This window comes from Amycolatopsis benzoatilytica AK 16/65 (genome assembly GCF_000383915.1).
GTDB lineage: Bacteria > Actinomycetota > Actinomycetes > Mycobacteriales > Pseudonocardiaceae > Amycolatopsis > Amycolatopsis benzoatilytica.
The window spans coordinates 1,876,878-1,898,842 of record NZ_KB912942.1; the positions used below are offsets into that span (position 1 = coordinate 1,876,878).

Here is a 21,965-nt window from a genome sequence, read left to right on the forward strand (position 1 = left end):
CCTCTGAGATCAGTTTGTCGCCGTATGAATACCCCATTGAAGATCCGTTCCTCCCAGCCGCACCCGTTCGTATTAAGAGAACTCGCCGATGCTCTGCCCGCTGTTACACATGCGGCCGGGTGCGCAGTTTTTCGGCAGTGCTGTAACTCTCGTGCCGGGCCAGGCGAATTACCCGGTAAGCGACCGGCGGTGATCGCGCCGCGGGGGAGAGGAGCGAACGGACCGCATCATGCTTTGGTCCCACGCAACGAGCCTGCGAACGGCAACGGCCGGCGCACCCGCGACACCGCGGGTCGCGAAAATGATCAGCCCCGCCCCCCGGGCGGAATGGAAAGCTATCCTGCGCGCTGATCCGTACGCCTTCGAGAGTCAGTCGCCGGAGTGGGCGGACGCCATGTGCGATGCGCACGGGATGCGCGACGTCAGCAGAATGTACGAAACGGACTCCGGGCGAAAAATGGTGCTGCCGATGCTGCGCGGAGCGCATGGCGTGTTCCCGGCCGAGCAGTCCAACCCGTCGACCTGCGGGCTTGGCGGAGTGATCGCGCCAGGCGGGGCGCGCACCGACGACGTCGCCCTGGTGCTGGCGGATCTGGCGGCCCGCCGGGTCGTCGTCCAGTCGGTGTCCCCCGGGCCGCTCGGGGCGGACGCCTGGCAGGACGCCTGGCAGGACTCCTGGCCGCCGCACGCATTCGTCCGCCCGCACCGGGTCCATCTGCTCGACCTGCGGCCCGGCTGGGACGAGATCCTGGAACACCGGTTCACCAAGAACACCCGGCGCGGGATGCGCATCGCCACGCGCAGGGGCGTCACAGTGGAGGTCGGCCTCGGCGGCGAGCTGCTCCCGGAGTTCTACGCGCTCATGGAACGCGCGGTCCTGCGGTGGTCGCGGATGCAGCACGAGCCCGCGTGGCTGGCCCGGGCCCGGCTGCATCGGCGCGATCCCCGCGAAAAATTCGAAGCGATCGCCCACCGGCTCGGCGACCGCTTCCAAGTCTGGCTGGCGCGCTACGAAGGCCGCGTCGCGGCTGTTTCCCTCGTCGCGCGAGGTGCCAACGCACACGACTTCCGGGCGGCCATGGACGAGGAGCTCAAGCATTGCCGGGCCACGGACCTGTTGCAGGCGCTCGCGATCCAGAACGCTTGCCTGGCCGGGTGCCGGTACTACTACCTCGGCGAGTCGGGGACCGGCAGTCTCGGGCAGTTCAAGGAACGGTTCGGCGCCCGCCCGTACGTCTACCCCGAGTTCCGCTTCGAACGGTTGCCGGTGAGCCGTGCGGAAGAGGGCGCGAAGACGGTGGTGAAAAGGTTGATCGGTTTCCGGGACTGAGCCGCCGGAGCCGGTCCGCGAGGAGAGGACGACCGGCATGCACATCCTGACTGTCGCCTACGGACGGCCCCGCGACCCCGAGGAGTTCGACCGGCACTATGCCCGCATTCATCGCCCGCTGGCGGAAAAATTGCCCGGGCTGGAGGAGTTCGTCACCCGGCATTGCTCCGCGATCGACGGTTCGCAGCCGCCGTACTACCTGATCGCCGAGCTGTCGTTCCCGTCGAAAGCCAGCCTCGACACTGCGCTCTCCTTGCTGGAGGGGCAGGCGGCGGCCGCCGACCTGGAGAACTTCGCGGCCGGCGGGGTGACGATGTTCGCCCAGTACGACTGACCTCGGCCGCTGTGGTCAAGGCCGTCCCGGCTCGGTGCGGCGCTCGATGCCGGCCAGGATCCGGAGCATCGTCGGATGGCTGCGTAAGTCCTCGCGCAGCCGGTCGTGGTCGGCGGCGGGGAGCCAGTCTTGCCGGAGCCCGGTGCCGAACAGGCGCAGGTGGGCGACGCGTCGGACGGTGTCGCGGGAGCAGGTGCGGACCAGAATGTCGTGATCTGCCTTGGCTTCTTCCGGCCTGCGGTCGTCGGCGGCTTCGAGGGCGAGCATCTGGAGCCGCAGCGCGAACAGGAATGCCGGGGTTTCGCAGACCAGGGCGGCGAGCTGGTTGGCCATCCGGCGGGCGCGCGAGAAATCGCCTGTGCGACGGCCTTCGACCAGGGCTGCGCGCAGCTCCGCACCGTGCCGGTTGCCGAACACCTGCGGCAGCGGTACCGGATCGTCGGTCACGGCTCCTCCTGCGGCGAGAATCAGCTCCCTGCTCGGCCGTTGCCTCCGGGCACCCGGGCACGGCCTGTCCGGCAACGCGCGTCATCCACGAGCCGGACCCGGTGCGGGCGCTGTTACGACCGCAAGACCTTCCGCTCGACAGGCCGGGACTCGTTGCGGCGCAACCGGTGTCGTGCTTCTGGGCCAGCTTGCGAGGTCCGTCCGTCGTGCGAGGTTTCTGCATTGTCCTTCGCCGGACCCGACGATCACTGGCCGGCCGAGCTGTCCGGGAGCGGGCCGCGGCGTTCGCGGGAGCGCTGGCAATGCCGCTTTCTGCGGGTCAGTTCTTTCTGTGCACCAGGGAAGTGGAGGCTGCGGTGGCCTGGGATGTCCTGCTCGACTTTCTGCACGACCGGATCGAAGAAGACGAGGAGGCGGCGCGCGCCGCTTGTGATCCTCGCGGCGCCCGACGGGGCGAACACTGGCACTGGGTGCATGCGTGGCCGGACGATCCGCTCGCCGAAACGCCGGTGACCCTCGACGACGACGAGCGATTCGTCGGCGGGCACTTCGCGCATGCCGATCTGCGCTCGGTCGAGGCTTACCCCGCCGGTGTCCTCCCGGACGACTCGGCGCACGTCGTCCTGCAGGGCGCGGTGGAAGTCGAGGCCGGGGTCGCGCGGCACATCGTCCGGCACGATCCTTCCCGGGTCCTGTCCGAAGCGGATGCCAAGCGGCGGATCATCGCTGTGGTCGCGGAAGGACGGGATCTCGACGCGCGGGTGCTGCGGATTCTCGCGCTTCCCTACGCGCTCCACCCAGACTACCGGCCCGAGTGGCGGCCGTAGTGTTTGCTGCGAGAACCGTTGCGCCGCAACGAGTACCGCCCGTGCACGCCGGTATGCTGCGACCTTGCCTCGCGAGCTGGCATCTGCCTATTCTCGTTCGTCTTGTCGCCCTGGTCCCCGGCGAAACGACTCTGCTTCAGCCGTCTCTCCGCAGAACCTCCGCTGCTGCCTGCTGCCCCGGACGGGGGAAACGGACCGGGTGGTGCTCGATGGCCGGAAGAGCCGCGGGCGGCGTTGCGGCACGGGCAAGGAGGTGAATCGGATGGCGGTCGCGCGGCGTTCCGCCTTGCAGGAGCTGCGGGGCGCAATCGCCTGCTGGGAGCAGCTCTCCGACGTCCAGCGCAGCTTCTGGACCGGGGTGTACTCCCGGCAGATCGGGAAAATGGGGCAGCTGACCGGCCGCTTCCGGGGATGGGGACAGGGACTGCGGCTGGCGGGGCTGATCGCCGGCGCGGTGGTGGCCCCGCTCACCGGGTTCTCCGCGGAGGCCGGACCACGCATCGCCGCGGCCGTGTTCGCGGTGCTCGCGGTCTCTCTGGGCACCGCCGCCACCGTTGTCCGGGCCGACCAGCGCGTCGCGGTGAACCGGCTGTACAAGGCCCGGCTCCTCGCGGAAGGCTGGTCCTGGGCAACCGGAGGCGGCGACTACCCCGACGGCCCCGCCACGCCGGACAGCTTCGCGCTGTTCATCCGGCGGGTGGAGGACCTGCTGTTGCAGTACACCGCCCGCTATAACGATCTGGTCGACACCGGCGACGCCCCCGCGGGTCCGGCCGGTCCGGGGGAGCAGCGGTAGCGCCCCGGTCAGCCCGGAACGAACGGCGCGGACGCCCCGCGAGCGCTGATCCGGCTGACTGACGGCCGACGCCCGGCGGAAGCTTCCTGCCGCGCAGTCATGCCCCGTCGGCCTCGGGACGGCGTCCCCGAAGCACCACCAGCCGCCCGGCGAGACCGACCGCGAACACCGCAACACCGGCGACGATCGAGGGCCACGGCAGCGTCGTCACCAGGACGATGCATCCGGTCAGGCCGAGGACCTGCAGCCATCGCGGCCAGCGGCGTTCAGGTGGCTGCTGCGTGAGCGCCGAGAGGTTGGCGATGGCGTAGTAGACGAGCACACCGAAGGAGGAGAACCCGATGACTCCGCGGAGGTCGACGGTCAGCACAAGCAGGGAAACCACGACAGCCAGGGCGAATTCGGCGTGATGCGGAACCCGGAAGCGCGGGTGCACGGCGGAGAGCCAGGACGGCAGATCGCGGTTGCGGGCCATCGCGAGGCTGGTGCGCCCGATCCCGGCGATGAGCGCCAGCAGCGCGCCGAGGCTGGCGACCGCGCCGCCGATGCGCACCACCGGGGCGAGCGCGCCCGCCCCGGCGTCGGTGACGGCGGTAGTCAACGGTGCGGCGGACTCGGCGAGCCGCTCGGGGCCGGAGGCGAGCAGCGCGGCGGTGCCGATCACGAGATAGACGAGCACGGCGATGCCCAGCGCGAGCGGGATGGCACGGGGGATGGAGCGTTTCGGGTCGCGGACTTCCTCGCCCATAGTGGCGATGCGGGCGTAGCCGGCGAAGGCGAAGAACAGCAGGCCGGCAGCCTGGAGGATGCCGTAGAGCCCGCCTGAGGTCCACGCACTGCTGCCGCCGAGGCGGCCCGGGGATGCTTCGCCGCCGAGGGCGATGCCCAGCACCACGGCGGCGAGCGCGAGCAGGGTGACCGTGACCAGGATCCGGGTCAGCTGAGCGGTGCGGGTGACGCCGCGGCTGTTGAGGACGGCGAGCGCGAGCACTCCGGCGACGGCGACGAGGCGCTGCAGCCACCATGGCCCGGGGATCGCGTAGGTGGCGAAGGTCAGCGCCATCGCCGCGCAGGAGGCGGTCTTGCCGATCACGAATCCCCAGCCCGCGGCGAAGCCCCACCATTCGCCGAGCCGTTCGCGCCCGTAGGCGTAGGTGCCGCCGGACGTCGGGTACTGTGCGGCCAGTTGTGCGGACGCGGTGGCGTTGCAGTACGCGACGATCGCGGCGAGCACGAGCCCGATGAGCAAGCCGGTGCCGGCCGCTTTGGCGGCGGGACCGAACGCCGCGTACACGCCGGCTCCGATCATTGATCCGAGGCCGATGACGACGGCGTCTCCGGTTCCCAGCCGTCGGGCGAGCGCGGGCGTGTTCACAGCGGCGGATTCTCCTTGCCGGTCGGGCGGTCAGGTGCGGGGCTGGAACAGCTCGATCGGGTTGCCGGCCGGGTCGTCGAGCACGATCTGGCGGCCGCCGGGCCCGTCGATGACGTCGCTGCGGAACGCGACGCCTTCCGCGCGCAGGCGAGCGACCTCGGCGTCGATGTCTTCGACGATCAGGTGAATGCGGTTCCAGCCGCCGGGGACCGGACGGCTGCCGTCGGGCAGGGTCCGCCCGGCGGAGCTGGCCGGCCCGCTCAGCAGCAGCCGCAGGTTTCCCCGGGTGACGTCGGCGAACGCGGGCGAGTAATGCGTGCGCACGACGAACCCGAAGTGCCGGGTGTAGAAGGCGATGGCGGCGTCGACGTCGTCGACCAGGTACCGCACGCTCACCAGGTCCAGTTCGGCGGTCATGACAGGTTCTCCTCAGCATCGGTGGCGAGGGCGAAGGGCAGGAACCGGATCCGGGCGTCCAGTTCCTTGGCGGTGCGCCGGAACGCGGGCAAGGCGTCTCCGGTCACGTCGAGTTCGCGGGCCGGGTCGGGCAGGCTCCAGTGGATCGTGGCCGGCTTCCCGGGAAAGTCCGGACGTACTTCCCGGACTTTGTCGCACAGGCTGATGACCCAGTCGAACCGCTTGCGCCGCATCGAATCCAGGTGGGTCGGTTCGTGCACGAGGGTGATCCCGTACTCCGCAGCGGCGCGCACGGCGGCCGGGTGGAGCGGCTTGGGATGGCTGCCCGCGCTAACCACCTCGACCGAGCCCCTCGCGCGGTGCCGCAGCAGGGCCTCCGCCAACGGGGAGCGCCCGCTGTTTCCGGTGCACAGGAACAACACCCGGACCCGTCGAGCCGGTCGCGGTGCGCTGCGGTGCGGCATCCCAGGTCCGGGATGCAGCGCGGCACCGGCTTCCGCCCACGCTTCGGCGCAGCGGGCGAGGTCGAGGTGGTAATAGCTGTCCCGGCCGTCGAAACTGCTGCGCCGTGCGGTGACGACACCGGCCGCCCGCAGCTGCCGCAGGTGGTAGGAGACGAGATTCTGCGGCTGGCCGACCGCCGCCACCAGCTCCCGGACGCGCTGATCGCCGGCGGCCAGCTCGCGTGCCAGCCGCCACCGCAGCGGATCGGCCATCAGCCGGACGAAGAGCGGAGGTTCCTCGGACACCGCCCGAAGATACATCAAACTGGGTTGATGTATCCAGGGCTATTTCGGGAACGCCGACATGCGCGCCGGCCGGTACGGATCGGGCCGGCAAAGACCTTGGCCCAGGTGGATGCCCCGGCCTGTCCGTGAAGGGCCCCTTGAAGGAATCCAAGTCCCGCGAGGGGCCCTTCACGGACGGACTGCCAAACTGGCCCCGTGCTGCCCGGGCAGCACGACAGCACCAGGCGAGAGCTGTGCCCAGGCATCATTGCGATCAGAGCGGGAATCCGCTTATCCTCAATGGACCTACCGCCCCAGACCCAGGCGAATCGGCTGTCTGTTTGATTGCTTGGCGCGGAGGGATTGTGCACGAATAGCCGCATTGCGGATTCCAGTCTTGCTGCCCGAGCCGTGCACGGGCGACCGCTTGGTGCGCAGGGGCCGCCGGGAGACCGGCGCCGATGCTGCGTTCCTTGGGGCAACGCGGTTTTCCCGCGGCGGCAGCAAGGGCGGGGGCCGGCCGGTGTCGGGGCCGACCCGGCCCCCGCGCAGCATCCGGAGCGCGGATGCGCCCGCGGCGGGGCGACGACGTGTGGTCCGCGGTCGCCGCCGGTGAACTCGATCGGGCCGGGCCGGGAAGACATCCGGCCGTTATCGGACGGCCGCACGCCGATGAGGGCCGAAAGTCCTCCAGTTCCGGGGAACTCGGCATCTGACTCGCTCCGGGCGCACGGCCAGCATGGACGGCATGGTGACACTGGACCGTTTCCTGCGCCGGTTGCGCCCGGCCGGCACGCCCGGTGCCGCGGCGCCCGCCGGGGTACCGCTCGACCGGACGGCGAGGCTCGCCGCGGAACTCGGTCCGGTGCTGGCTCTGCTGGACGAGGTCGAGCAGGAGGCCTCTCGGATCCGGGTGGACGGGCGTGCGGCCGCCCGCGCTCGCCGGGTCGCGGGGGAGGCCGCTGCCCGGTCGGTGGTCGCGAAGGCGACCGCGGCGGAGGCGGCCGTTCGCGCGAACGCGGCGGCCGCAGAGCTGGCATCCGCGGACAACGAGGTCGAGGAAGAGCTCGCCGCTGCCCGGCAAGCCGCTGCCGAAATCCGCGGTCGCGCCGAGGAACGGATGCCCGATCTGGCGGACCGGGCGGTCGAGGGCCTGCTGGAGACGCTGGCGGGGCTGGGGCGATGAAAGCCGCTTGGACGGCCGGGGGCGTCCGTGCGACCGGGTTGGTCAATCGGCGGATCGGGCGCGCGGGCGCGGCCGAGATGGCAGCGAGCGGGTCGCTGGAGGCTGCTCTCGCCTACCTGGCGGAAACGCCGTACCGTCCCTTCGTCTCCGGCGGGCAGACTCTGGCGGAGGCGGAGCACGGGTTGTGCGCCGCGGTGTTGTGGCAGTTGCGCGTGCTCGCCGGCTGGCTCCCGCGCTCCGGCGCGGAAGTGCTGCGGATCCTCGCGGGCTGGTTCGAGATTTCGAATCTGCTCGATCGCTTTGCCGCGCTGCGCGGTGCGGGATCGCAGCGGCCGTACGCGCTCGGGGCTCTCGCCACGGCCTGGCCGAGGCTTGCCGCCGCGTCGTCGCGGGACGAGTTGCGGGCGGTGCTGGCTACGTCTGCGTGGGGCGACCCCGGCAATGCCGCCGACGCGGATCTCGCGGCCGCACTGCACTTGTCGTGGGCCGGCCGGGTCGCGGCCGGATCTTCCCTCGCCCGGCCCTGGGCGGCGGGCGGAGCGGCGTTGCTGGTCGCGCGCAGTCGTTTTCTGCTCGGCCGGTCCGTGCCCGGAGCGGCGGAGCGGACGGTCTCCGGGCTGCTCGGGCCCGCGCAGCAGCAAGCTGATTCATTCGTCGCGTTCGAGCGGAGCCTGCCTGGCGCGGCTCGCTGGGTCCTGCACGGCATCGAGGGCCCGGCGGAACTCTGGCGCGCGGAGGAACACTGGTGGAGCCGGGTGGAACCGGACGCGGCGGCCGCGCGGCGGCGGCCCGGGTTCGGACCCGAGCACGCAGTGGGCTGCGCGGCGTTGCTCGCGCTCGACGCCCGGCGCGGCCGTGCCGCCCTGGCGCTCGCCGCCCGCGGCCGCCCGCGGGAGGTCCTCGATGCCCTGGCTTGAATCCTTGCAGCCGGTTCGCATGCAGCGGGTCGCCGTCGTCGTCGCGGCTGCGCGGTTGACGGAAACCGTGCGCGAGGTCGGTGCCGCGGGGGTCGTCGATTTCGACGACCTTCTTTCGGCAAAACGGAGTGCGGGCAACAGCACCGGCGAGGAAGCGGACCGGATGGCCGGGGAGGCGGTGCACCGCGGCTCGGCGGCGGCGCTCGCGGGCTGGTGTCCCGACCGGCTCGTCCCCGCGCTGTCGGCGCGTCTGGCCGGACTGGGCGCGTCGGTCGTCCGGCTGCCGGTGCCGCTCGGCTTGGACCCGCCGACGCTGCTGCCGCAGCGTGGCAGCGCGTCGGCCTCGTTCCGGCCGCTGGTCTCCACGTACGGCACGGTGCCGTATCCGAACGTCGACCCGACGCTGCTCGCGGGACTCGCCTACGCGGTGATGTTCGGCATGATGTTCGGCGACGCCGGCCACGGACTGCTGCTCGCGCTGGGCGCGCTGGTGTTGCGGACCGGGCGGCCGCGCCTTCTCGCGCGCTGGCGTTCGATGTGGGTCTTCGTAGGCGCGGCTGGGCTGGCGAGCGCCGGTTTCGGCCTGCTGTACGGGGAATTCTTCGGACCGACCGGCCTGGTGCCGGTCTGGTGGCTCGCCCCGTTGCAGGAGCCGGTCACCTTGCTGGCAGCCGGTATCGGCGTCGGTGCCGTGCTGTTGGCGGCGGCGTATGCGGCGGCGATCGTCAACCGGTGGCGCGAAGGAGGTGCGCAGCTGGCGGTGTACGCGTCCTCCGGGATCGCCGGCGCCACGGTGTTCCTCGGCATCGGCGGGCTCGCCGGCGGTCTCTATTTGCGTGCGGCGGCGATCGCCTGGGCCGGCGCGGCGGTGATCGCGGTAGGCCTGCTGCTGGCCGGGGCCGGGTTCAAGGTCGCGGCGGGACCCGGGGCGGCGGGGTACGCCCAAGCCGCGATCCAGGTGGTCGACGTGCTGGTCCGGATCGCGACGAACCTCATTTCCTTCGCTCGCCTGGCGGCGTTCGGGCTGGTGCACGCCGCGCTGGGCGAGCTCGTCTGGAAGGGGACGACCGGGCTCGCCGGGCTCGGCGGGTTGCTCGCGACGGTCGGCGCGGCGGTGCTGTTCCTGGCGGGCAACGCGCTGTCGTTCGCGGTCGAGTCGGTCATCGCGGCCATTCAGGCGTTGCGGCTCACGTTCTACGAGCTGTTCTCCCGGATCTTCGAGACCCAGGGCCGCCCGTACCGGCCTTGGCAGCTTCCCGGCGCACCGCTCGTGGAACCGGCATCGCCGCTCCCCGCCGGACCCGCTCCGCGCGCCGCCGACATCCGCCGCCCGCGTCCCCGGACCGGCCGACACCGCACGGAGAAGTGATGACTTCCTGGATCGCCGGTCTGCCGGTGCTGTTCGTTCTCGTTCTGGGCGCGGTCGTGCTCGTGCGTCGCAAGGGGCGAGCGGTGTTGCGCTGGTTCCTCGCGCTGGACGCGCTGCTGTTCGTCGGCGCGCTGGTCGTGCTGTTCCTCGCCGTGGCCGCCCATCCCGCAGGTGCCGCGTCGCTCGCCGCGGCGCAGTCCGGATCGACCCCGGCGAACGGGGCCGCTCTGCTCGGCGCGGCGATTTCGGTCGCGGGGTCGTCGATCGGAGCCGCGATAGCGGTGGCCTACACCGGCGCGGCCGCGCTCGCCGCGATCAGCGAGCGTCCGGAACTGTTCGGCCGCGCGATGGTGATCGTCGGGCTGGCCGAAGGAATCGCGATCTACGGCTTGATCGTCGCCGTGCTGCTGCTGGGGAAGGCGTGAGGGAGATGGGCCGGGTCGTGGTTCTCGGCGCCGCCGCGGCACTGCGCGGCTGGCCGCTCGCCGGCGTGGCGACGGTGGAAGCGGCGGACGCGGATGCGGTGCGGCGGGAGTGGGACCGGCTCGGCAGCGACACTGTGCTGGCGGTGCTGACGCCCGAAGCCGCCCGGGCGCTCGGACCGGCTTTGTCCGCGCGGCCGGTTGTGGTGCTGCCCGAATGAGGGCGCTGGACCTGGCTGCGGCCAAGGCGGAGCTTCGCACGGTCGGCTCGGCGCTGCTGGTCGACGCGAAAGACGAAGCGGCCGAGTGGCTCGAAGCGGCTGGCCGCGATGCGGAGGCGGCGTTAACCGAAGCGCGGAAACAGGCGAATGAGATCCGCGAGGCTGCTGCCGCGGCGGGCCGCGCTGATGCGCGTCGACGGGAGCGGATCCGTCGAGGCGAGGCGAGGCGCGCGGCCCGGCGGATCCGGTTGTCGGCTCAGCAAGAGGTTTGCGAGGAATTCGGCACCCGGGTGCGGGCGGAGCTGGAACGGCGCTGGCGCACCGGTGAGCTGACCGGCCTGCTGGACGAATGTGCGCGGCGGCTGCTCGGCGAGGGCGCTGAAATCGGCGAGGCGCCCGGAGGCGGCATGACCGGCCGCGCGGGCGGAAAACACGTCGATCTGAGCCTCGACGCTCTTGCCGCGCGCGCGGTCGAACGAGTCGAAGGGAGCGTGCCGCACCTGTGGACACCGTGAAAGCCGGGCGCGTCACCCGCGTGGCCGGCCCGCTCGTCGAAGTCACCGGCATGGGGCCGGTCGCGATGAACGACCTGATCCGCGTCGGCGATGCCGGGATCCCGGCAGAGGTGATGGCGATCCACGCGGACCGGATCAGCCTGCAGGCCTACGAGTACACCGGAGGACTCGGTCCGGGCGCGCCGGCGGTGGCGTCCGGGCGGCCGCTTTCGGTCCGCCTGGGACCAGGGCTGCTCGGCCGGGTGCACGACGGGCTTTTGCGCTCGCTGTCCGACGCGCCCCCGTTTCTCACCGCCGGCGCGGCGGCGGCGCCCGAGACCAGGCGGTGGCGGTTCGCGCCGCGAGTCTGTGCCGGGGAAGAGGTCGCTGCCGGCAGTCTGCTGGGCGTCGTGGACAACGCCGGGCTGCTCGAACACCGTGTCCTGGTCCCGCCGGATGCCGGGGGCACGGTCGAGTCCGTGGCCGCGGGCGACTGCGGCGCCGACGATCCGGTCGCCGTCGTCAGCGGCACTCGCATCGGCCTGTTCACCGAATGGCCGGTGCGCCGACGCAGGCCCTACCGTGCTCGTCGGCCGGACGTCGAGCCGTTGCAGACCGGGCAGCGCGTTCTCGACCTGCTCTACCCGCTGGCCCGCGGCAGCACCGCCGGAGTGCCCGGCGGCTTCGGCACCGGCAAGACCATGCTCCTGCAGCAGCTGGCGAAGTGGTGCACCGCGGACGTGATCGTCTACACCGGATGCGGCGAGCGGGGCAATGAGCTCGCCGAAGTGGTCGCGGACCTGTTCGAGCTGACCGATCCGCGCACCGGCGGCCGCCTCGCCGACCGCACCGTGGTCATCGCCAACACGTCGAACATGCCGATGATGGCGAGGGAAGCGAGCGTGCACACGGCCGCGGCGGTGGCCGAGTACTACCGCGACATGGGCTACCACGCGGTCGTGATAGCCGACTCGACTTCGCGCTGGGCCGAGGCGTTGCGGGAGTTCGCGTCGCGGACCGGGGCGTTGCCCGCGGAGGAGGGCTACCCGGCGGACCTCGCTTCCGCGCTGGCGGCTTTCTACGAGCGGGCGGGGACGGTGGAGACTCTCGGCGGACAGACCGGGTCGGTGACCGTCGTCGGGGCGGTTTCCCCGCCCGGCGGCGATCTGACCGAGCCGGTCACTACCGCCACCGAACGGTTCGTGCGCTGCCGCTGGACGCTGGATCCCGATCTCGCCTACGCGCGGCATTACCCGGCCGTGTCGTGGTCGGGTTCGTTCTCCCGGGACGCCGCCGCGATCGGGCAGCGCTCCGCGGATCTGGGCTGGTCCGCTCGCCGCGCCCGGATCGCCGCGCTTCTCGCCGGTGCCGACCGGCTCACCGCGCTCGCCGACCTGGTCGGCGCGACCGCGCTGTCCGCGGCGGAACGGGTGGCGCTGCTGGCTGGGCGGCTCGTGCGGGAATCGGTGCTGCAGCAGAACGCGTTGTCCGCCGCCGATGCCGCCAGCTCGCCGGAGAAGACCGCCGCGCTGGTGGATGCGGTACTGGCGGTCGTCGACCGGTGTGCGGAACTGGTGGACGCGGGCGCACCCGCCGAAACGGTCGAGAAGTTCGACTTCTCGACCCTCGTCCGCCTGCGTAACGAAGCCGGGCCGGGCGAGATCGGCGTCATCGCTGAGCGCCGCGATCATCTCCTCGCCGAGCTGGGCCGGGTGGGATCGTGAACGGCTGGGTCGAATTCACCGGCGTCCGCGAGCTGAGCGGGCCGCTGGTCGTCGTCGGCGGCGTCAGCGGGATCGGCTGGGACGAGTTCGCGACCGTGCGGATGCCCGGCGGCGAACTCCGGCACGGCCTGGTGCTCGACGCCGACCGCGACCTCGCCGTGGTGGAAGTCCTGCAAGGGACGGCGGGGATGGACGCGGCGGCCACCCGGGTCGGGTTCAGCGGCGCGCCGTTGCGGGTCCCGGTCGGACCGGCCTGGCTCGGGCGGGTCTGCAACGGCCGAGGCGAACCGCTCGACGGGGGCCCGCCGGTCTTCGGGGACAAGCTGGCTCCGGTGGCCGGCGCGCCGATGAACCCGATGTGGCGGCAGCCGCCTGCCGAACCGGTGGTGACCGGCGTGTCGGCGATCGACGCGCTGGCGACCTTGGTGCGCGGGCAGAAACTCCCGGTGTTCGCCTTGCCCGGTTCGCCTCAGCTGGAACTGGCCACGCAGATCGCCGCGCAGTCCAGTGCCGGGGGTGAACCGTTTTCGGTCGTGTTCGCCGGGATGGGGCTGACCCACGCCGACGCCGCGTTCGTCACCGGCGCGCTGGACGAGCGCTCCGCGGCAGGGGAGCTGGTGCTGGTGCTCAACACCGCCGAGGATCCGGTCATCGAACGGATCCTGACCCCGCGGCTGGCCCTGACCGTCGCCGAAGACCTGGCCTTCGCCCGTGGCAGGCACGTGCTCGTCGTGCTGACCGACATGACCAGCTACGCCGAGGCGGTGCGGGAGGTTTCCGCGGCCCGGCGGGAAATCCCTGCCCGCCGGTTCTATCCCGGGTACCTCTACAGCGATCTGGCGACCCTGTACGAACGCTGCGGCCGGATGAAGGGCCGCGGCGGCTCGGTGACCGTGCTGCCGCTGCTGACCATGCCCGGCGGCGACATCACCCATCCCGTCCCGGACCTCACCGGGTACATCACCGAGGGGCAGCTGGTGTTCTCTGAGGAACTGCTCGGGCAAGGCAGCTACCCGCCGATCGACCCGCTGCAATCGTTGTCGCGGCTCATGCGCAACGGTGCGGGGGAGGGGCGTACCCGCGGCGACCACCTCGAAGTGGCCGCGCAGGTGCTGGCCTCGCTCGCCCACGCGCGTCAGGTACGCGAGCTGTCCGACCTCGTCGGCGTGAGCGTGCTGAGCGAAACCGATCGGGCCTATCTCGACTTCGCCACGGCGGTGCGCGCTGAACTGCTCGACCAGCGCCCGGACGAATCCCGCACGCTGGAGGACACCTTGGAACGAGCGTGGCGAGCGCTGCTCAAGCTGCCGCGCCGCGAACTCGTGATGCTGCCGGCCGCGCTGCTGAAGGGCCGATGAGCAGGCTGCGCGTGCCGCCGGGCCGGGCCGGCCGGCAGTGGCTGCGCCGCCGCCTCGGCATAGCCGAGCACGGCGCCGAGGTGCTGGACCGGAAGCTGCGGGTGCTGGGCGCCGAACGGACCCGCCTCGCCGCGCTCGCGGCGGAGACGGAGCGGACCTGGGCGGCGCGGACGGTCCAGGCCCGGGAGTGGCTGCAACGCGAGGAACTCTGTGGCGGACAACGGGAACTCCGGCGGGCGGAGCCGGCTGCCGCCGCTGAGGTCGAGTTCGGCTGGGCAACGATCATGGGTATCCGCTGTCCGACGGAGGCCACGACGCTCGCGCCGCCGATGTCGGACTCCGGGAGAGTCTTCGGCAGCGCCGCCGCCGTCCACACCGCGGAGGCGTTCGCGGAAGCGCTGGAGGCGGCCGCGCGCCACGCGGCCGCCAGCACCGCGCTGCGGCTCGTGGAGGAGGAGGCAGCCGTGACCAGAAACCGGATTCGCGCACTGCGGCGGCACTGGATCCCGCGCCTGCGCTCGGAACTGTCCAGAATCGAGCTGGAGCTGGAAGAGCGCGAACAGGCGGATGCGATCTGGCATCGCCGGGCCGCTTCCGCGGAGTGAGGGAGCCCGCTGGCGGGCACCGGAGATTCCACAGTGGACTTTCTGGTCCGGGAAAGGCCCCTTGCCGGAATCAGATTCCCGGAAGGGGCCCTTCACGGACAGTCGGCCGTGCGCCTAGCCCTGGCAGCCGAGCGTCTGCAGCGAGGACTGCAGGCGCTGCGTCAGGAAATCGGCCAAGTTGGCCCCCGCGCCGGGGGCCGGCGCCTGCGCGAAGAACTGCCGGTCGGCAGCGAGGCGGGTGGCACCGGTTTTGGCCAGGTTGGCGCAGTACGCCTCGGGCGTGTCGGTGCCGGTGTTCACCATCGGCTGGTCGACACCCGCCCGGTACAGGTTGGCCTTCGCGACGCTCTGCTGCCCGTCGATCTGGGTCATCGGGTCGCTGAGCGGCACGAGCGCCACCGGCACGCTCTGGTGCGCAGCCGCTTGGAGCTCGTCGAGCGCCAGCGACGTTCCCGGTGCGCCGCCGCGGGTGAGATCGGGCGCGGTGAACGGCTTGCAGCCGAGCGCCGGGTCGATGAAGTTGTCCAGCAACCCGTTGTCGCTGCCGTTGGTCAGCGGCGTTCCGCCGGCCAGGTGTCCGGCCTGCGCAGTGCGGCCGCTCGCGGTCGCGACGTAGGCGGTGGTGACATTGTCGCTCTGGTCTTGGTCGACCACACCGAAATCGCGCACGGTCGGGCAGGCCAGTCCGTCATTGCCGATGCCGAGCGCGGGCACGGAGAGCTGCCCTTTCACGATGGCGTTGTTCGCGGCGGTGAAGAACGACCGCGCGTTGCAGTAGCCGAACTGCCCGAAGGGCGAACCGTCGGTCCCGTTGACGCAGGCGCCGGTGTTGAGCGAATCGCCCTCGCCGCGCAGCCTCAGCGTGTCGCCGTTGAAGCCGAACCAGATGCCCACGACGGCTCCGGCTGGCAGGGCCGGTGCGACCGGTGCGACGGCCGGTTTGTCCCCGCGGTCGACGACGAGCGGCCGGTAGATCGACAGCGCGCCGGTCGCGGGATCGACGATCGTCGCTTCGACGAACGCGGACTGGTCGTTGTTCGCCTCGTGGCAGTCCCCGCCCGGTTCTGTTCCGCTGAGCACGTAGGGCGCCGCAAGGCCCTGCGCGGTAAGCGGGTTCGCCGGCACGGTCAGGGTGCAGTTGGGGTTGTTCGCGGGGGCGGCGGGCGGTTGTTCCGGTTTCCGTGTCTTGCGGCGCTGGGGCGGCGCAGCGGCAGTCGTGCCGGGTGCCGCTGACGGGCCGGCGGTCGGGTTCGCCGCTGACGGGCTGGTCGTTCCGGTCGCCGATCCGGCCGCGGGCGAACTGGTCGCCGTGGCGGAGATCACGACAGGCCTTGCGGATCGGGTGTTCGCGGCAGCCGAAACGGCAGTGCCGCGCGGTGCCGCGGACCCGGCGTCGTTCCCGAGCAGCGCCGTGGCCAGCGCGGTGGCGGCCAGCGCGGTGCCCAGCAGGTAACGTCGAGCGCCTTGTGGCGCGCGATGGCGCGCAGGTCGTTTGGACAAGATTTTTTCTCCTCATTGGGGCAGATCTCGACGGGCATTTTCCCGTCCCCCCAAACCGAACGAGGGCGGACGCTAGCACGGATCACGCACAGATAACAAATGTATAAACCAGTCCGTTGTTTGAGCTGGCGGTTATCGTGCGTATGTCGCGGATTGTCCGATCCCAGAACAAGATCATGCCCGCACGGTCGGTAGTTTGTGGTTCCAGCGGGGCACGTGTAGGTTGCTTTCCATTGTCATATCGAGATGCTTTCGTGATCTGTTAGGTAATCGTGTTGATTGTCGAGAAGGCGCTCGTGGGCGCCCTTGAATCCCCGCATGACGCCGGGGTGCATGCGGTTGCCGCGTTGTCGGCGCGAACCGCCTTCGTGTTCTTGTGCCTCGGCCTGGCCTGGGGCGTCTTCACGAGCACCGGGTGGCTGCACCGGCTCACCGGACGGCAGGCCACCCGGAGCAGTCACCTGGTGTTCGTCACGCTCGCTTTGGCCTTCACGTTGTTGCATGCCATGGCTTTCCTGCTGATGGAGAACGGTCCGCTCGGCGCGCTCGAGCTGGCCGTGCCACTGCTCGCCGGCGACCTCTCCGAGTCGCTCGGCGTCGTTTCGGCCGAACTGATGCTCGCGGTCGTCGCCGCCACGCTGATCCGCAGGCTGCTCAGCCACTACCGGTGGCTGTGGCTGCACCGGCTCGGATACCCGGCGGTCGCGTTCGGCGTGCTGCACTCGTTCGCGGGCGCGTTCGTCGACGGCCATCTGGCGGCGCTCTGGGTGTTCGGCCTGGCGCTGGCGGTGCCCACCGCGCTGGTGGCCGGCCTGCGGTTCCTGCCGGTCCGGGCGCTGGCCGGCGCCGGACTGGTGGAGGCGGACCAATGAGCGAGGGCACCCTCGTGGTGACCGTCGACAACCACCGCTGTCACCGGTACGGCACCTGCGAAGCCGAGGCGCCGGGAGTGTTCCGGCTCATCACGGACGGGCGGCTGGACTACCGGCGCCGGCCCCCGGCCGACAGCCGGGACGCCGCGCTCGCCGCCGCGCGTTGCTGCCCCATGCAGGCGATCCACGTGGAGGAACGATGAACCGCCGGCGCGAACGCATCGTCATCGCCGGTGCCGGGCTGGCCGGGCTGCGCACGGCCGAACGCTTGCGAGAACTGGGATTCTCCGGCGAGCTCGTCATCGCGGGCGCCGAACTTCACCAGCCCTACCACCGCCCGGCGCTGTCCAAGCAATTCCTGGCCGGCCAGCTCGGCCGCCGCGAGCTGACGCTGCACAGCCACGTCGATCTCGACGCCGACTGGCGTCTCGGCAGGTCCGTCCGGCGGCTCGACGCGCAGCGGCGGCTGGTGCAGATCGGCCGTGCCAAGCCGATCCGCTACGACGGCCTGGTAATCGCGACCGGCGTGCGGGCCCGCACGCCGCACGGGGTGCCCCGCCACCCGCGGGTGCGCGTGCTGCGCACCATCGACGACGCGGAGGCGATGCAACGGCTGCTGCTCGCCGACGATCTTCCCTGCGTCGTCATCGGCGGCGGCTTCACCGCGACCGAGCTCGCGTCGACGCTCGCCGAACAACGCCGGGACGTAGTCCTCGTGTCGCGGTCCGGCGCGCTGCTCGGCGGGCTGGGCCCGGAGATCGGCGACGGCGTGACCGAGTTGCACCGCCGGCACGGCGTCGACGTGCAGCTGGACACTCAGGTCAAGCACTGGGTCCCCGGCGAGCACGGGGTCGGGCTCTACCTGACCGGCGGGCGGTTCCTCTTCGCCGGCTTGGTCGTGCTGGCCGTCGGCGGCGAACCGGAGACGGACTGGCTGGCGGGGTCCGGCGCCGACATCGAGGACGGCGTGCTCTGCGGTCCGACCTGCCATGTCGCCGGCCTGCCGGATGTGGTCGCCGCGGGCGATGCCGCACGGTGGCCGGTCCGCCGCGGACAGTCGCCGCGACGAATCGAACACTGGCTCAACGCGGTGGAGATGGGTCGCGCCGCGGCCGGCAACCTGCTGTCCGGCCGCTCCGCGGCCACCCCGTTCGAGCCGCTGCCGAGGTTCTGGTCCGAACAGTACGGGCAACGTTTCCAGGCGGCAGGCGACGTCGGGCCCGGTTACCGCCGTACCTCGCTTGAAGGCGACCCGGCACGCGGACCGGGAGTGCTCGGCTACCTCGAACGCGGAGAGCTGGTCGGCGTCGTGAGCCGGGAACGCCCGCGCGCGATGGTCCGGTGGACGGCTGAACTGTCCGACCGGGCCACCGGCAGCCGGCACCGGCTGCGCGAGCCGCTCACGGCGTGAACGTCGCGGGCCCGGTGCTGGTGCCGCGACGGCTTTCCCGAACGTCGTCGCCGGCCCGATTCCGTCAGCCACAGCTTTCGTGCAGGGCGTGCGCGGCGTCGTGCACCACGGTCGCGAAACCGGTCAGGTCGGCGAAAAGAGCCGGGTCGGCGGTGAGGCCCAGACGGACGCGGCGGCGGTAGCGAGTGGTCGCCATAGACAAGCCGCCGCCGGGCGGCAGCGGTGCGAGCGGGTAGCAGGCCCGCACCGGCGCACCGTCGAGGGACAGCGGCGTGTCGGGAAACGGTATCGTGGTGACCATGGTGTCCAGCAGCAGTGGTGCTGCGGGCGCGAGCAGCGGCGTGGCCAGCCGATGCACGGGTGCCGGAAGGTGCTCGGCGAGCAGGGCGAGGGCACCGGCCCCACGGGAGGCGCCGGATGCCCGGTGGGCGCGCATCATCGATTGCACGGCGTGCGCGTGGTCGGCCGGATCGGCCAGGTGGGTGGGCAGTTCGCACAGATACCCGGAGAAGTGATTGCCGTCGTCGTCGGCGGCGGCACGGCGACGCGCGCGGACGCTGACCGGCACCAGCACCCGCGCCGTCCGATCCCGCTCACTGCCCCCGGATTCCTGGTGAAACCGCGTGCGCAAAGCGCCGGTCAGGATGGCCAGCACGACGTCGTTGAGGGTGCCGCCGACTCGTTTGCGGACGCGGCAGATGTCCTCGACATCGAGATCGACGAACGCGACCTCACGGCGTGGGCTGGCGGCCAGCGCTCCGCGGAGCGCCGCTCCCAGCTTGCCCGGGCGCACCGCGCCCACCGCCGCCGCCGCGACGGCGCCGACCTCCCCGGCCTGCCGCCACACCTGCTGCGGCAGCGCGGCAAGATCGCGTGGCACCCCGGCCGCCCGGGCAAATGCCTGAGTCAACGGCCGCACCCCGGCAGCACTTGCCGCGGTGGCGGTCTTCGCCGGCGCATCGGCGACGGGCTCGGGCGGCGGGTCGAACAATGCCCGCCCGATCGCGAGAGCCGCCACCGCATCGGCCAGAGCGTGGTGCAGCATCACCAGCACGGCGAATCCGCCGCCGGGCACCCCGGTGGCGATATGCACCCGCCACGGCGGGCGGGTCGGGTCGAGCGGGACCTCCAGCCTGGCTGCGGCCCAGGCGCGCATCGCCGCGTCGTCCGGCGTCCGCTGATGCGACAGACGTTCCCAGCGGATGTGGGCACCGGGAAGGAAATCCGGGGTGTCGCTCCAGCGCGCGCCCGGCTGCCACCACGGGCGGGGGAGGCCGCGCCGCAACCGGTCCACGCGACTCGCGCGTTCGGCCAGCAGCGCTGCGATCCGCGCGGGGCGAACCGGCTCTGGAGTATCGAACAGCAGCATCGCGGCGATGGTCATCGGGCGGCGCTGGTTGTGCAGCGCCAACATCGACGCGTCGAGCCCGGACAGCCGGGTCATGGTCACCGCCATCCCGAAGCCACGTCACCCCCGACCCGCGGTGGCAGCACTCCCACCCCCCGGCACCACCAGCACTCGACCTCGACGAGCGCAGTCCGGGCCCGATCAGCGGCGGCGGCCGGAGGCACCGCCGGCTCCCTGCCCGTGCCGCCACACGCGGGACACCACGCCAGCACGGACGGATCCAACGGCACCGCGTCACCGGCGATCGACTCCGCGCAGCTTGGCTCGGCGGCGTGCTGGACGTGGTCGGATCCGGGCTGCGGCATGCGATCTCCTTGTTGGTTCGGGAGGGTCATCCGGGCGGAAGCGGACGGGAACCGGCCGACTCCGCGCCGACCGGTGCCCACCCTGGCTGCCGCGGACAGGGCCGCGTTCCCCCGACGAAACGCGGCACCGCACGCGGCCCGTCTGGCATTCATTGATCTTCGATCGGCGCAAGGCGACGTTCCCGCACGGGCGCTCAACGCGCCACGACTGCTTCGACCGACCAGCTGTCGGGGGAATCGACCTTCTGCCGCTTTCAACCGATGAAACCCAAATCGCCGGGGTCCGGGGCGGCAGGCCGCACGAGAATAAGCAGAACGCCGCGGCTACCGCAACAGGACCGTTCGGGTGAGCGGCAATGCCCTGCGGATCCTGGGTTTTCGCCGTCGGGAAAACGATGACCGGCGGTGCGGGAATCCGGGAGGATGTGCACTCTCGCGCGGGGAAGAATGACCGGATGCGGCTTGCGGAGCGGAGACCCGGCTGCCTACTCGGAAGTCGGTACGGGACCTCCTCGCCGATGGGTATGCATTGCGGTGCAAGGTTTTCCGCCGCTGCGCCCGCTTGAAGCCCGCCGCTGCGCCCGCTTGAAGTCCGTCGCTGCGCCCGCTTGAAGTCCGTGAAGGGCCCCTTGAGGGAATCTGGTTCCCTCAAGGGGCCCTTCACGGCCTGAATCACCGCGTGCCGGGCTCAGCGGTGAGGGGAGAGAATCCGCGCGCCGCCGCCGCATCCCGCCTTGCGCCGCCGCATCCCGCATCCCGCGCCGCGCATCCCGCGCCGCGCGTTCCGCGTCCGGGCCACCGCCGCGCGATATCGGCCGTTGTTGCCGGCGACTGCCGATGCCCGCGCTGGTTCATCGGTCATGGTGGGAGACGGCGAGGAAGGTGAGCCAGCCGGCGGCGGTGGGCAGCAGCCAGCTGGCGCAGCGGTAGAGCAGGACTGCGATGGCGGCGGTGGGCGCGGCCAGTCCGCCCGCGGTGAGCGTGGCCAGCAGCGCGGTTTCGGCGGGCCCCGCCCCGTTCGGGGTGAGCTGGATCCCGATGCTCGCCTGGACAGCGAGGAAGCCGACAATGAGGGCGGGCCACGGAACGGATTCCGCCGCCGCGAGGCCGCAGCACGCGAGCGTCCACAGATCCAGCACCCAGCTGACGGCGGCGACCGCGGCGAACCAGGCCCACTCGCGTGACCGCGGCCGCAGACGGGCGATGCGGGCGAATATCCGGCCGGTTGCCTGCGAACCGGCGGCGGCCCAGCGCCGGAGCCGACCGATGGGCAGGTGCCGCGCGATCGCGACGGTTTGACGGGAAACCCAGGCCAGCGACGCGGGGCGGTCGATCAGCCATCCGGCCGCACCGGTCAGCAGCGTGATGGCGCACGCCAGCCCGGTGGCCGGCCACCAGCCGAGCAGTCCGTCGAATGCCAGCGCGAAGGGTGCTGCGGCCAGCAGGAGCGACGCGGAAAGGATCGCCGCGACGGTGGTCGCCCACAGCGAGAGCCCGGTGTCCACGCCTCGGCGGCGCAGCGCCGCGACGGTGTAGGCGACACCGGCGGTGGCACCGGCGGAGGGCACGGACTGGGCGATCGCGTTGCCGACGAAGTTCACCGCCTGCACTGTCGTGGACCGCAGCCGGTTGCCGCCCGAGACCAGCAGGAGACGTTGCAGCTCGCCGTATGCGGCCAGCGACGCCATGCCGCTGGCGACGCCCATGCCGAGCCAGCCCCACCGCAGCGAGGCCAGCCGCGCACCGAGGTCGTCCGTGGTCGCCAAGGTCGGCGTCAACTGCCAGACGGCGACCCCGAGCCCGGCGGCTGCCAGCACCCAGTCGGCCACCAGCCGCCAGCGCGACCGCCGCGCCGACTTCAGAGCCGTCCACAGCGCCATGGGGTCAGGCTCTCCGCCGCCTCGGCAGGTCGGCAAGGG

At 71.9% G+C, this 21,965-nt stretch carries 23 protein-coding genes; 16 read left to right on the forward strand and 7 right to left on the reverse strand.

The window, feature by feature from the left end; all coding sequences use genetic code 11:
• The first annotated feature begins 430 nt into the window (after positions 1-430).
• Both AMYBE_RS45640 and AMYBE_RS0108870 read left to right on the forward strand, forming a co-directional pair.
• Positions 431-1,330: a GNAT family N-acetyltransferase gene (locus tag AMYBE_RS45640; RefSeq protein WP_211226806.1), complete on the forward strand. Its 900-nt coding sequence runs from the start codon at positions 431-433 to the stop codon at positions 1,328-1,330.
• A 37-nt stretch (positions 1,331-1,367) separates the two neighbouring features.
• Positions 1,368-1,664 (forward strand): EthD family reductase, encoded by a 297-nt coding sequence (locus AMYBE_RS0108870; RefSeq protein WP_020659010.1) that lies wholly within the window; start codon positions 1,368-1,370, stop codon positions 1,662-1,664.
• 15 nt (positions 1,665-1,679) lie between these two features.
• Here AMYBE_RS0108870 and AMYBE_RS0108875 read toward each other — a convergent pair whose 3' ends face one another.
• Positions 1,680-2,111 (reverse strand): hypothetical protein, encoded by a 432-nt coding sequence (locus AMYBE_RS0108875; protein ID WP_020659011.1) that lies wholly within the window; start codon positions 2,109-2,111, stop codon positions 1,680-1,682.
• Positions 2,112-2,467: 356 nt separating this feature from the next.
• On the opposite strand from AMYBE_RS0108875, the gene AMYBE_RS41180 reads away from it, so the two are divergent.
• Both AMYBE_RS41180 and AMYBE_RS0108885 read left to right on the forward strand, forming a co-directional pair.
• Complete coding sequence (locus AMYBE_RS41180) at positions 2,468-2,938, forward strand: DUF6221 family protein (RefSeq protein WP_020659012.1); 471 nt, start codon at positions 2,468-2,470, stop codon at positions 2,936-2,938.
• Between the two features lie 262 nt (positions 2,939-3,200).
• The gene (locus AMYBE_RS0108885) at positions 3,201-3,734 is read left to right on the forward strand and encodes a hypothetical protein (RefSeq protein ID WP_020659013.1); all 534 of its coding nucleotides are present in this window, start codon (positions 3,201-3,203) and stop codon (positions 3,732-3,734) included.
• Positions 3,735-3,831: 97 nt separating this feature from the next.
• Here the strand turns inward: AMYBE_RS0108885 and AMYBE_RS0108890 are convergent, their stop codons facing one another.
• Genes AMYBE_RS0108890 through AMYBE_RS41185 form a run of 3 tightly spaced genes read right to left on the reverse strand, consistent with a single transcriptional unit; the run spans position 3,832 to position 6,290 of the window.
• Positions 3,832-5,109: an APC family permease gene (locus AMYBE_RS0108890; protein WP_020659014.1), complete on the reverse strand. Its 1,278-nt coding sequence runs from the start codon at positions 5,107-5,109 to the stop codon at positions 3,832-3,834.
• Positions 5,110-5,139: 30 nt separating this feature from the next.
• The gene (locus AMYBE_RS0108895) at positions 5,140-5,526 is read right to left on the reverse strand and encodes a VOC family protein (RefSeq protein WP_020659015.1); all 387 of its coding nucleotides are present in this window, start codon (positions 5,524-5,526) and stop codon (positions 5,140-5,142) included.
• Positions 5,523-6,290 (reverse strand): arsenate reductase/protein-tyrosine-phosphatase family protein, encoded by a 768-nt coding sequence (locus AMYBE_RS41185; RefSeq protein ID WP_020659016.1) that lies wholly within the window; start codon positions 6,288-6,290, stop codon positions 5,523-5,525. The genes AMYBE_RS0108895 and AMYBE_RS41185 overlap by 4 nt, the downstream gene beginning before the upstream one ends.
• A gap of 712 nt (positions 6,291-7,002) precedes the next feature.
• Between AMYBE_RS41185 and AMYBE_RS41190 the strand changes: the two genes are divergently transcribed.
• From AMYBE_RS41190 to AMYBE_RS41205, 9 genes are read left to right on the forward strand one after another with little or no spacing between them, the layout of a single operon-like run.
• The gene (locus AMYBE_RS41190) at positions 7,003-7,440 is read left to right on the forward strand and encodes a hypothetical protein (protein ID WP_020659017.1); all 438 of its coding nucleotides are present in this window, start codon (positions 7,003-7,005) and stop codon (positions 7,438-7,440) included.
• A complete protein-coding gene (locus tag AMYBE_RS0108910; RefSeq protein WP_020659018.1) occupies positions 7,437-8,357 on the forward strand; it encodes a V-type ATPase subunit in 921 nt (306 codons plus the stop codon). Before AMYBE_RS41190 ends, AMYBE_RS0108910 begins: the two co-directional genes overlap by 4 nt.
• Positions 8,344-9,726, forward strand: coding sequence for a V-type ATPase 116kDa subunit family protein (locus AMYBE_RS41195; protein WP_020659019.1), 1,383 nt, complete (start codon positions 8,344-8,346; stop codon positions 9,724-9,726). Before AMYBE_RS0108910 ends, AMYBE_RS41195 begins: the two co-directional genes overlap by 14 nt.
• A complete protein-coding gene (locus tag AMYBE_RS0108920) occupies positions 9,726-10,151 on the forward strand; it encodes an ATP synthase subunit C (protein ID WP_020659020.1) in 426 nt (141 codons plus the stop codon). The genes AMYBE_RS41195 and AMYBE_RS0108920 overlap by 1 nt, the downstream gene beginning before the upstream one ends.
• Before the next feature lie 5 nt (positions 10,152-10,156).
• On the forward strand, positions 10,157-10,369 hold the full coding sequence (locus AMYBE_RS0108925) for a hypothetical protein (protein ID WP_020659021.1): 213 nt from the start codon (positions 10,157-10,159) through the stop codon (positions 10,367-10,369).
• The gene (locus tag AMYBE_RS0108930; RefSeq protein WP_020659022.1) at positions 10,366-10,884 is read left to right on the forward strand and encodes a hypothetical protein; all 519 of its coding nucleotides are present in this window, start codon (positions 10,366-10,368) and stop codon (positions 10,882-10,884) included. The genes AMYBE_RS0108925 and AMYBE_RS0108930 overlap by 4 nt, the downstream gene beginning before the upstream one ends.
• Complete coding sequence (locus AMYBE_RS41200) at positions 10,872-12,587, forward strand: V-type ATP synthase subunit A (RefSeq protein WP_020659023.1); 1,716 nt, start codon at positions 10,872-10,874, stop codon at positions 12,585-12,587. The genes AMYBE_RS0108930 and AMYBE_RS41200 overlap by 13 nt, the downstream gene beginning before the upstream one ends.
• Positions 12,584-13,945: a V-type ATP synthase subunit B gene (locus AMYBE_RS0108940; protein WP_020659024.1), complete on the forward strand. Its 1,362-nt coding sequence runs from the start codon at positions 12,584-12,586 to the stop codon at positions 13,943-13,945. Before AMYBE_RS41200 ends, AMYBE_RS0108940 begins: the two co-directional genes overlap by 4 nt.
• The gene (locus AMYBE_RS41205; RefSeq protein ID WP_020659025.1) at positions 13,942-14,550 is read left to right on the forward strand and encodes a V-type ATP synthase subunit D; all 609 of its coding nucleotides are present in this window, start codon (positions 13,942-13,944) and stop codon (positions 14,548-14,550) included. Before AMYBE_RS0108940 ends, AMYBE_RS41205 begins: the two co-directional genes overlap by 4 nt.
• 114 nt (positions 14,551-14,664) lie before the next feature.
• On the opposite strand, the gene AMYBE_RS0108950 is transcribed toward AMYBE_RS41205, so the two are convergent.
• Positions 14,665-16,050 (reverse strand): hypothetical protein, encoded by a 1,386-nt coding sequence (locus AMYBE_RS0108950; RefSeq protein WP_154676150.1) that lies wholly within the window; start codon positions 16,048-16,050, stop codon positions 14,665-14,667.
• Between the two features lie 296 nt (positions 16,051-16,346).
• Here AMYBE_RS0108950 and AMYBE_RS0108960 point away from each other — a divergent pair, with 296 nt between their 5' ends.
• The 3 genes from AMYBE_RS0108960 to AMYBE_RS0108970 are packed head-to-tail and all read left to right on the forward strand — an operon-like array spanning position 16,347 to position 18,333.
• On the forward strand, positions 16,347-16,922 hold the full coding sequence (locus AMYBE_RS0108960; RefSeq protein ID WP_027927499.1) for a ferric reductase-like transmembrane domain-containing protein: 576 nt from the start codon (positions 16,347-16,349) through the stop codon (positions 16,920-16,922).
• A complete protein-coding gene (locus AMYBE_RS0108965; RefSeq protein WP_020659029.1) occupies positions 16,919-17,125 on the forward strand; it encodes a ferredoxin in 207 nt (68 codons plus the stop codon). Before AMYBE_RS0108960 ends, AMYBE_RS0108965 begins: the two co-directional genes overlap by 4 nt.
• Entirely contained in the window at positions 17,122-18,333 is a 1,212-nt protein-coding gene (locus tag AMYBE_RS0108970; protein WP_020659030.1) for an NAD(P)/FAD-dependent oxidoreductase, read from the forward strand. The genes AMYBE_RS0108965 and AMYBE_RS0108970 overlap by 4 nt, the downstream gene beginning before the upstream one ends.
• Positions 18,334-18,397: 64 nt before the next feature.
• Here AMYBE_RS0108970 and AMYBE_RS41210 read toward each other — a convergent pair whose 3' ends face one another.
• Together AMYBE_RS41210 and AMYBE_RS0108985 are read right to left on the reverse strand one after the other, a co-directional pair.
• A complete protein-coding gene (locus tag AMYBE_RS41210) occupies positions 18,398-19,789 on the reverse strand; it encodes a wax ester/triacylglycerol synthase domain-containing protein (RefSeq protein WP_020659031.1) in 1,392 nt (463 codons plus the stop codon).
• 1,108 nt (positions 19,790-20,897) lie between these two features.
• Positions 20,898-21,926, reverse strand: coding sequence for a lysylphosphatidylglycerol synthase transmembrane domain-containing protein (locus tag AMYBE_RS0108985; protein WP_020659033.1), 1,029 nt, complete (start codon positions 21,924-21,926; stop codon positions 20,898-20,900).
• Positions 21,927-21,965 lie beyond the last annotated feature (39 nt).

Bases quoted from the DNA above. Each gene is read 5' to 3' on its own strand.
- AMYBE_RS0108925 (WP_020659021.1), top strand. From the start codon at position 10,157: ATGGGCCGGGTCGTGGTTCTCGGCGCCGCCGCGGCACTGCGCGGCTGG.
- AMYBE_RS41195 (WP_020659019.1), top strand. From the start codon at position 8,344: ATGCCCTGGCTTGAATCCTTGCAGCCGGTTCGCATGCAGCGGGTCGCC.
- AMYBE_RS0108970 (WP_020659030.1), top strand. From the start codon at position 17,122: ATGAACCGCCGGCGCGAACGCATCGTCATCGCCGGTGCCGGGCTGGCC.
- AMYBE_RS0108930 (WP_020659022.1), top strand. From the start codon at position 10,366: ATGAGGGCGCTGGACCTGGCTGCGGCCAAGGCGGAGCTTCGCACGGTC.
- AMYBE_RS0108965 (WP_020659029.1), top strand. From the start codon at position 16,919: ATGAGCGAGGGCACCCTCGTGGTGACCGTCGACAACCACCGCTGTCAC.
- AMYBE_RS0108910 (WP_020659018.1), top strand. From the start codon at position 7,437: ATGAAAGCCGCTTGGACGGCCGGGGGCGTCCGTGCGACCGGGTTGGTC.
- AMYBE_RS0108885 (WP_020659013.1), top strand. From the start codon at position 3,201: ATGGCGGTCGCGCGGCGTTCCGCCTTGCAGGAGCTGCGGGGCGCAATC.
- AMYBE_RS41190 (WP_020659017.1), top strand. From the start codon at position 7,003: ATGGTGACACTGGACCGTTTCCTGCGCCGGTTGCGCCCGGCCGGCACG.
- AMYBE_RS41210 (WP_020659031.1), bottom strand. From the start codon at position 19,789: ATGGCGGTGACCATGACCCGGCTGTCCGGGCTCGACGCGTCGATGTTG.
- AMYBE_RS41205 (WP_020659025.1), top strand. From the start codon at position 13,942: ATGAGCAGGCTGCGCGTGCCGCCGGGCCGGGCCGGCCGGCAGTGGCTG.
- AMYBE_RS0108895 (WP_020659015.1), bottom strand. From the start codon at position 5,526: ATGACCGCCGAACTGGACCTGGTGAGCGTGCGGTACCTGGTCGACGAC.
- AMYBE_RS41185 (WP_020659016.1), bottom strand. From the start codon at position 6,290: ATGTATCTTCGGGCGGTGTCCGAGGAACCTCCGCTCTTCGTCCGGCTG.
- AMYBE_RS45640 (WP_211226806.1), top strand. From the start codon at position 431: ATGTACGAAACGGACTCCGGGCGAAAAATGGTGCTGCCGATGCTGCGC.
- AMYBE_RS0108870 (WP_020659010.1), top strand. From the start codon at position 1,368: ATGCACATCCTGACTGTCGCCTACGGACGGCCCCGCGACCCCGAGGAG.
- AMYBE_RS0108985 (WP_020659033.1), bottom strand. From the start codon at position 21,926: ATGGCGCTGTGGACGGCTCTGAAGTCGGCGCGGCGGTCGCGCTGGCGG.
- AMYBE_RS0108920 (WP_020659020.1), top strand. From the start codon at position 9,726: ATGACTTCCTGGATCGCCGGTCTGCCGGTGCTGTTCGTTCTCGTTCTG.